This is a genomic window from Brevibacterium sp. (assembly GCF_022712115.1).
Lineage (GTDB): Bacteria > Actinomycetota > Actinomycetes > Actinomycetales > Brevibacteriaceae > Brevibacterium > Brevibacterium salitolerans.
In genome coordinates this window covers 1-7,924 of record NZ_JALAHB010000016.1, presented here as the reverse complement: position 1 = coordinate 7,924, position 7,924 = coordinate 1, and the positions used below count along the sequence as shown (strand labels likewise).

Sequence of the window (7,924 nt, the reverse complement as noted above, 5' to 3'; positions counted from 1 at the left end):
TCGGCCGGCTGTGCTCCTGTGCATCCCAGGTAGCTTACAGTGGCCGTAGCCGCGCAGGCCCTGGAGGGGCGGCAGGCCGGCGACGGTGGTGAGGAGGTCGATCCAGGCGTCGAAGTGGCGGGCGATGTCCTCGGGCTCGCCGAGCACGGGGGTCCAGGAGGAGCGCATCTCGAGGTCGATCGTGGTGGGGCGGGCCGAGAGGGTGCCGAAGCTCTCCGACATCACCTTGGTGGTGGTGCCGCCGGCCTCGCGCACCTCGCAGTCCTGCGCCTCCAGCGCGTCCCTGAGCCAGGACCAGGCGACCGCGCCCAGCATGGCCTCGCCGCCCATCTCGTGCTCCAGCTCGGCGCGCACGTAGGAGACGATGCGGAACTCGCCCCGCCATTCCGCCGGTGCGGAGGGGTCGTGCAGGACCACGATCCTGCCGGTCGCGAGCTCGTCGATCTCCTCGCCGGTCACGCGCTGGAAGGCCGCGTCGGCATGGACCTCGGCGCCCACCGCCACGGCGAACGGCGCGAGCCCGTCCGGAGCGCGGATGGCGGACACCGTCACGTGGGGGACGTCCGCGGCCGCATCGAGCACGGCGCGGACGCGTGCGAACGCCTCGGGCGTCGGATGGATGGGGGTCAGTGCAGCCACGCCACCCACCGTAGGACCTCGGGCTCCTGCCGTGGCGGACCCACGCCGGGCGCGGCCGGAATCCGCCGAATCCGGGACGGGAATAGAACCGGACGCATGTGCCTTCTGCACGGTGGCGAGGGCACAGACGTGCACCGCTCACATCGGAACGGAGAGACGGCACCCATGCAGGACGTGACAGAGGAGAAGCTCAGCGAGGACTTCCGCGAGGCCTTCCGGCACCACCCGGGCGGCATCGCGATCATCGCGGCGACAGGCGCCGAGGGTCCGGTGGGGATGACGGCCTCCTCCGTCGCGAGCGTCTCGGTCACGCCCACCACGGTGCTCTTCTCACTCATGCGCACCTCCCGGTCCGCCGTCGCCGTGCTGGAGGCGGACCGGCTCAGCGTCAACCTCGTCCACGCCGGGCACGTCCGCCTCGCCCGCGACTTCGCCACGCGCGGCGCGCCCCGGTTCACGCCCGAGCAGAACTGGGACCGCCTCGAGGACGGGACGCCGGTGCTCGCGGACGCCGCGGCCGTGCTGATCGGCCATGTGACGCGGACGGTGGAGCTGGGCGAGGCCGTGGTCGTCATCGCGGAGATCACCGAGGTGCGTCGGGGCGAGCCCGGCACGGGGATGGTCTACCGCGACCGGACCTTCCACGGCCTGGGCACGGACTCGGCGCTGGAGTGAGCGGACCGCTTCCGTCTGGCGAGATCCGGGATCCCGCGGAGGCGGGTGCGGTCGGCGGTGTCCGTGCGGTCTGAGAGACTGATGCCCATGCAGCCCACTCTCGTCTCCGCGGCCCGTTCCCAGCCCGTCTCCCGCACCCCGGTGTGGTTCATGCGCCAGGCGGGGCGCTCGCTGCCGGAGTACCGCAGCCTGCGCTCCGGCACCACCATGCTCCAGGCCTGCCGCACCCCAGAGCTCGTCACGGAGATCACCCTGCAGCCGGTCCGCCGGCACGGGGTGGACGCGGCGATCTTCTTCTCCGACATCGTCGTGCCCCTCCAGGCGGCCGGGGTGGACGTGGAGATCCAGGCCGGCGTGGGCCCGGTCATCGCGCACCCGGTGCGCAGCCGCGCGGACCTCGACAGGCTGGCAGAGCTCGACCCGGCGGAGCTCGCGGACATCGCGGAATCCGTGAGCGCCATCCGCGCGGAGCTCGACGCGCAGCACCCGGACACCGCGCTCATCGGCTTCGCCGGGGCCCCGTTCACGCTCGCGAGCTATCTCATCGAGGGCGGCCCCAGCCGCAACCACGAGCGGACCAAGGCGATGATGCTGGGGGACCCCCAGCTGTTCTCGGACCTGCTCTCCCGGCTGGGCGCGATCTCCTCGGCCTTCCTCCGCGTGCAGCTGGAGGCCGGCGCGCAGGCCTTCCAGCTCTTCGACTCCTGGGCCGGATACCTCTCGCCGCAGGACTACCGGGCCTCCGTCCTCCCGCACTCCTCGCAGGTCTTCGCGGACCTCGCGGACCTCGCGGTGCCCTCCTTCCACTTCGGCGTGCAGACCGGGGAGCTCCTGGCTCCCATGTCGGAGGCCGGTTCGGACGTCATGGGCGTGGACTTCCGGGTCGATCTCGCGGACGCCTCCTCCCGGGTGCAGACGGGACAGGCGCTGCAGGGCAACCTGGACCCGGCGATGCTGTTCGCCCCCTGGGAGGTGCTGCGCCCGCGGGTGGAGCAGATCGTGCGGGCGGGACTGGAGCATCCCGGCGGCTACGTCTTCAACCTGGGCCACGGCGTGCTGCCCACGACGGATCCCGAGGTGCCCGGCAGGATCGTCGAGGAAGTCCACCGCGTCTCGGCAGAGATCCTGGGAGGCCGCTGATCACCGTGGACCGCACCGCAGACTCCCCGGAGCACGTGCCGTCCGTCGCCGTCGTGGGCGGCGGGATCTCCGGCCTCACCACCGCGCTGCGCCTGCTCACCGCACGGGATTCCGCGTCGCAGGACTCCGCATCGCAGGGACTGGCCCCGGCAGGTGTGCAGGTGACCGTCTACGAGTCCACACCGCGGCTGGGCGGATGCCTGTCCCGCACGGAGCTGGGCGGGCTGCTGCCCGGCGGAGCGGACGAGGGCGCCGAGGCCTCGCTGCACCGCCGCCCGGAGACCCGGGAGCTCATGGAGGAGCTGGGACTGACGCCGGTGCACCCGTCCACGGCGCACGGCTCGCGCATCCTCACCGACCACGGCCTGCGTGCGATCCCGCGGGGCACGCTCATGGGCGTGCCCGGCGATCCGCGCGCACTCGCGGAGGTCCTCAGCCCCGAGGGCGTGGCGAGAGTCGCTGAGGAGACGCTCACGCCGCCGCAGGACGGGGACGTGTCCTGCGGCGGCTTCCTGGCCTCCCGGCTCGGCGACGAGGTCGTGGACACGCTGATCGATCCGCTCATCGGCGGGGTCTACGCGGGCCGGTGCCGCGAGCTCTCGCTGGCCGCCACCGTGCCCGCCCTCCTCCCGGCCGCGCAGCAGGGCACCCCGGTGCTGGAGACGGTCCGGGAGGTGCTCGCGTCCCGGGCGCAGACGCAGGGCGCGAGCATTCCCGGGGCCTCGGGCGGGAACGGCCAGCCGCCGGTGTTCTGCTCGCTGCGCGGCGGCATCAGCGGTCTCATCCCGGCCCTCGCGGACCGGCTGACCGCCCTCGGCGCCTGCATCAGAACAGGCACAGGGGTGCGGGAGATCCGCGCAGGCAGGCCCTCCGGGGAGGCGCGCCCGGCGGTGCGGACGCAGGCCGGCTGGGAGCAGTACGACCACGTGGTGCTGGCGGTGCCGGCCTGGGCGGCCGCAGGCCTCCTCCGGGAGGCGGATCCGCGGACGGCGGAGCTCCTGTCCGGGATCGGCTACGCCTCCTCGGCCGTCATCACCGCGGTCCTCGACGACGCAGGCACGGATGCGCTGTCCGGTTCGGGCTACCTCGTGCCGCCGGTGCGCGGGAGCCTGGTCAAGGCCTCGACCTTCTCCTCCAACAAGTGGCCGTGGCTGGCCGCGGAGCTGCCGGCCGGCCGGCACGTGGTGCGGATGAGCGTGGGCCGCTTAGGCGACACCGCCTGGCAGCAGTGCGACGATGCCGCACTCATCGAGGCCGCGCTGGCAGAATGGCGGGAGGCCACCGGTCAGGAGGCCGCCGTGGTCCACGCGGAGGTGCGCCGCTGGGAGCGGGCCCTGCCGCAGTACGCTCCCGGCCACGCGGAGCTCGCGGCCGCGCTGACGGCCTCGACGTCCGCCGGCCTCTCGCTCGCCGGCAGCTACCTCGAGGGTGTGGGCATACCCGCCTGCATCTCCCGGGCGCGCGCCACGGCGCAGCGCGTCCTCGCAGACCTCTCATCCACCATTCTCACGAAGGAGCACGCATGAGCGACTACACACCTCCCACTCCGGAGCAGATCGAGAAGCTCAACCAGGAGACCCGCTACGTCGCCTACTCCGTGTTCGCCGTCTCCGGCGAGCTCGGCACGGCGGACAGGCAGACGCTCTCCGCCGAGGTCGACGCGGCACTGGCCCCGCTCGCGGAGCTGGGGCTCGTGGTGCGCGGCATCTACGACGTGTCCGCCTTCCGCGCGGACGCGGACATCATGTTCTGGTGGCACGCGCCCTCCGTGGAGCTGATCCAGGCGGCCTACGCCGCGGTCCGCAGGACGGAGCTGGGAGCGGCGCTGGAGCCGGTGTGGTCGGCGATGGCGGTGCACCGGCCGGCGGAGTTCAACAAGGCGCACCTGCCCGCGTTCCTCACCGACGACGAGGCCGGGGCCTACATCTGCGTCTACCCGTTCGTCCGGTCCTACGAGTGGTACGTGCTGCCCGCGGAGGAGCGCTCGGCCATGCTGCGCGAGCACGGCATGGCGGCCGCGGACTACAAGGACGTGAAGGCCAACACGCTGGCCGCGTTCGCCCTGGGCGACTACGAGTGGGTGCTGGCCTTCGAGGCCGAGGAGCTCGCCCGGATCGTCGATCTCATGCGGGATCTGCGGGACACCAAGGCGCGTCTGCACGTGCGTGAGGAGATCCCCTTCTTCACCGGTCCCCGCCGCACCCTGCAGGAGATCATCACCGGCTGGCGCTGAGTCCGGTCCGCCCGGCGCCGAGCTCCGCCCGCACCCGGTCCTCGGCGCCCGGCCGGTGCATGGGAATGTGCGGGATCCCGTCCTCCGTGAAGCCGGGTCCGGAGAGCGCGAACCCGTGGCGGCCGTAGTAGCCCTCTAGATGGGCCTGGGCGTTGAGGGTGAGGTCCGCGTGCCCGTAGAGCTCCACGACCGCCTGCATGAGGCGGTGGCCGAGCCCCGTGCCCCGCGCGGCCGGGTCCGTCACGACACGGCCTACGCTGCGGGCGCCGGGGCGCGCGGCGGGCCCGTCGGCGAAGCCCTCGGGGAGGACGCGGGCGTAGGCGGCGGGCTCCACGGAGACCCCGGCCTCCGCACCGTGCGAGTCGCGCGCCGTGCGGGGCGCCTGCGGCAGGAAGAGGTGGTGCGTGCCGGGCAGGGTGTCCACGCCGTCGAGGTCGAGGAAGACGCAGTCCTGCTCGACCACGAAGATGCGGCTGCGCAGCTGGAGGATGCCGTAGAGCTCCTCGGCGCGCAGGCCGGAGAAGTCCGCGAGGACCCAGTCGCCGTGCTCCTGCCTCACTGCGCGTCCGCGCTGCCCGTGCGCGCCCCGGCGGCCTCCGCCTCGTCCTCGGGCACCAGCCGCAGGCTCACGGAGTTGATGCAGTAGCGCAGGTCCGTGGGGGTGGGGAAGCCCTCACCCCGGAACACGTGGCCCATGTGGGAGTCGCAGGCCGCGCAGCGCACCTCGATGCGCTCCATGCCCATCGAGGAGTCCCGGATGTAGCGCACCCGGTCCTCCGCCAGAGGGGCGAAGAACGACGGCCAGCCGCAGTGCGCGTCGAACTTCGCCTGCGAGCGGAACAGCTCCGCCCCACATGCGCGGCAGGCGTAGACGCCCGTGCGCGTCTCCGTCTCGTACTCGCCGGAGAAGGGCCGCTCCGTGCCGGCCTCGCGCAGCACGTGGTACTCCTCCGGGGAGAGGATCTCCCGCCATTCGGCCTCTGTGCGCTCGGCGCCTGCTGCCTGCTCCATGAGCCGTCTCCGTTCGTCGTCCGCGGTGGCGGCACAGTGGGTGCGCCGTGCCGTCTCCGGCAGGCGTCCGCTGCGCCGCAGTGGTCACAGCAGGATAACCACGCACGGCGCGCGTGTGTTCCGCCCGCGGTCTCCCCGCCTGCGGTGCATAGGATTGCGGCATGAGCGTGAGACGGTCGGCCGCGGTGGCGCGCACGAGGACAGGACGCAGCAGGACGCCGCAGGGGCCGGGCACGGGGGAGGGGCCGTCCTCCGGCACGGTGGTCCGCGTGGCGAGCACGGTGCTCGCCGCGGGCGCGGGGCTCGCGGCGCTCGTGTCCATCGCCTCCTCGGGCCTCGCGGTGTACTTCGCCCGCAGGATCGTGGTGCCGGAGAACAGTCCGGAGGACCTCGAGATCCTCCACGTCTCCGGATTCGACGACGATCTCACGGTGCAGCTGCCGGCCACGGAGGACACCATGCTGCCCGGCACCTACGGGCTGATGTTCGCCGGCGGGAACGGCCACGCGCGGATCGGCGAGGTGGTCGAGTACGACCCCGCTTCGCGGACCGTGGCCCGGCGCGTCGAATCGGTCACCTCGGGAGACCTCCGCCGGGCGCGCTGGGGGAAGTGGACCGGCTCCGTCTTCACCCACCCCGCCCAGACCGGGGTGCCCTACGAGGACGTGGTCCTGCGCTCCGACGTGGGCGATCTCCCTGCCTGGTTCCTCCCCACGCGCGCCGCCGCTCCGGCGGACACCTGGGCGATTCTCGTCCACGGCCGGGGCGCCACCCGCACGGAGACGCTCCGTGCCGCCCGCGTCCTCGACACCCTGGGCGTGCCCGCCCTCGCCATGTCCTACCGCAACGATCCCGAGGTCCGCACGAGTGCCGCCGCGCGGTACGGCCTGGGCGACACGGAGTGGATCGACGTGGACCTCGCCATCGACCACGCGCTCGCGCACGGGGCCCGGCGGGTGGTGCTGTTCGGCTGGTCCATGGGCGGGGCGATCGTCTTCCAGGCCGCCTCGCGCGGGCGCAACCGGGAGCGGATCGCCGGCCTCGTCCTCGACGGTCCGGTGGTGGACTGGTACGACGTGCTGGACAACCAGGCCCGGCTGAACTACCTGCCCACCCCCATCGCACGGCTCACGCTGCAGATGATCTCGCAGCCCTGGGCGCGTCCCTTCACGGGACTGGAGACGCCGCTGGACCTCGACCGGCTGGACTGGGTGACGCGGGCCTCGGAGCTGGACCGGCCCGTGCTCCTCATCCACTCCGACGACGACGAGTTCGTGCCCTCGGGCCCCTCGCACTCGCTGGCGCGGGTCCGGTCGGACCTCGTGACGATGCCGCACTACGACACGGCGGCCCACACCAAGGAGTGGAACGTGGACCCGGAGCGTTGGGAGGACGATGTGGCGAACTACCTCGAGGCCAAGCTCAGGGTGAGGGCGCCAGCCCCCAGCGCTGGATGAGCGTGGAGCCGTCCGTGAGGATGCTCAGCGGCACCGCCTGCTGCAGCTGCTCCGGTCCGGAGTCGTCCAGGACGGAGCGGGGGGCACCGGCACCCGGCGGGCCCGCGAGCACCGGGGAGACGGTGAGGCAGAGCTCGTCGATGCAGCCGGCGGCCACCCAGCGCCCGAGCGTGCCCGGCCCGCCCTCGTGGAGGATCTCGCGGAGCCCGCGGGCGCGCAGATCGGCGAGGACGGCCGCAGGCGTGGGCTCTCCCGCGTGGAGGACGAGGGCCTCGGCTCCCAGGGTGGTGCGGATCGCGGCAGCGCGGTCGGCAGGCACGTGCGCGGCGGAGGCGTGCACGAGCACGGGGGAGCTGCCGGCCTCCTCGAGGCGGGCGAGGTCGACATCGCCGGACCGTGAGACGAGCACGAGGACGGGGACGTCCTCCTGTCCGCGCGAGCGTCGCCGGTCCAGGTGGTCTGCCTTGGGTGCCAGCCGGGTGTAGCGCTCGGTCCGTGCTGTGGCACCGCCCACCACCACGGCGTCGGCCAGCCCGCGCAGGACGGAGAAGACGCGCTTGTCCGCGGGCGAGGAGATGGAGCCGGATCTGCCGTCGCCGCCCACCACCTCGCCGTCGAGCGTCGTCACCATGTTCGCGCGCACCCACATGCCGCCGGCGTCCCGCGGCGCACCGGTGAGGTCCGCGTACAGCGCGACGAGACCGGCCTCACCGGTCTCCGGCGGGAACTGCGCGGGGTGTCGCCGCGGTCCGTCCGCGGCCTGCGGCAG

General features: G+C 73.2%; 9 protein-coding genes. 5 read left to right on the top strand and 4 right to left on the bottom strand.

Annotation, left to right across the window (positions count from 1 at the left end):
• The coding region (locus Q0A33_RS00575) for a DUF3000 domain-containing protein (protein ID WP_291791584.1) at positions 1–639 on the bottom strand (639 nt) is incomplete at its 3' end.
• Positions 640–804: 165 nt separating this feature from the next.
• On the opposite strand from Q0A33_RS00575, the gene Q0A33_RS00570 reads away from it, so the two are divergent.
• The 4 genes from Q0A33_RS00570 to hemQ all read left to right on the top strand — a co-directional run bounded on the left by Q0A33_RS00570 (position 805) and on the right by hemQ (position 4,687).
• Positions 805–1,314 carry a flavin reductase family protein gene (locus Q0A33_RS00570; protein ID WP_291791581.1) on the top strand — a complete coding sequence of 170 codons (510 nt, stop codon included), beginning with the start codon at positions 805–807 and terminating at the stop codon, positions 1,312–1,314.
• Between the two features lie 87 nt (positions 1,315–1,401).
• The gene (hemE, locus tag Q0A33_RS00565) at positions 1,402–2,454 is read left to right on the top strand and encodes a uroporphyrinogen decarboxylase (protein ID WP_291791578.1); all 1,053 of its coding nucleotides are present in this window, start codon (positions 1,402–1,404) and stop codon (positions 2,452–2,454) included.
• Positions 2,455–2,459: 5 nt separating this feature from the next.
• On the top strand, positions 2,460–3,980 hold the full coding sequence (hemG, locus tag Q0A33_RS00560) for a protoporphyrinogen oxidase (RefSeq protein WP_291791575.1): 1,521 nt from the start codon (positions 2,460–2,462) through the stop codon (positions 3,978–3,980).
• A complete protein-coding gene (hemQ, locus tag Q0A33_RS00555) occupies positions 3,977–4,687 on the top strand; it encodes a hydrogen peroxide-dependent heme synthase (RefSeq protein ID WP_291791572.1) in 711 nt (236 codons plus the stop codon). The genes hemG and hemQ overlap by 4 nt, the downstream gene beginning before the upstream one ends.
• Here hemQ and Q0A33_RS00550 read toward each other — a convergent pair.
• Together Q0A33_RS00550 and msrB are read right to left on the bottom strand one after the other, a co-directional pair.
• On the bottom strand, positions 4,671–5,246 hold the full coding sequence (locus Q0A33_RS00550; protein ID WP_291791569.1) for a GNAT family N-acetyltransferase: 576 nt from the start codon (positions 5,244–5,246) through the stop codon (positions 4,671–4,673). The genes hemQ and Q0A33_RS00550 overlap by 17 nt on opposite strands.
• A complete protein-coding gene (gene msrB, locus Q0A33_RS00545) occupies positions 5,243–5,698 on the bottom strand; it encodes a peptide-methionine (R)-S-oxide reductase MsrB (protein ID WP_291791566.1) in 456 nt (151 codons plus the stop codon). Before msrB ends, Q0A33_RS00550 begins: the two co-directional genes overlap by 4 nt.
• A gap of 161 nt (positions 5,699–5,859) precedes the next feature.
• On the opposite strand from msrB, the gene Q0A33_RS00540 reads away from it, so the two are divergent.
• Positions 5,860–7,155, top strand: a complete 1,296-nt coding sequence (locus tag Q0A33_RS00540; protein ID WP_291791563.1) for an alpha/beta fold hydrolase — start codon at positions 5,860–5,862, stop codon at positions 7,153–7,155.
• Here Q0A33_RS00540 and Q0A33_RS00535 read toward each other — a convergent pair.
• On the bottom strand, positions 7,121–7,924 hold an 804-nt coding region (locus Q0A33_RS00535), incomplete at its 5' end, for a dihydrofolate reductase family protein (RefSeq protein WP_291791560.1). The genes Q0A33_RS00540 and Q0A33_RS00535 overlap by 35 nt on opposite strands.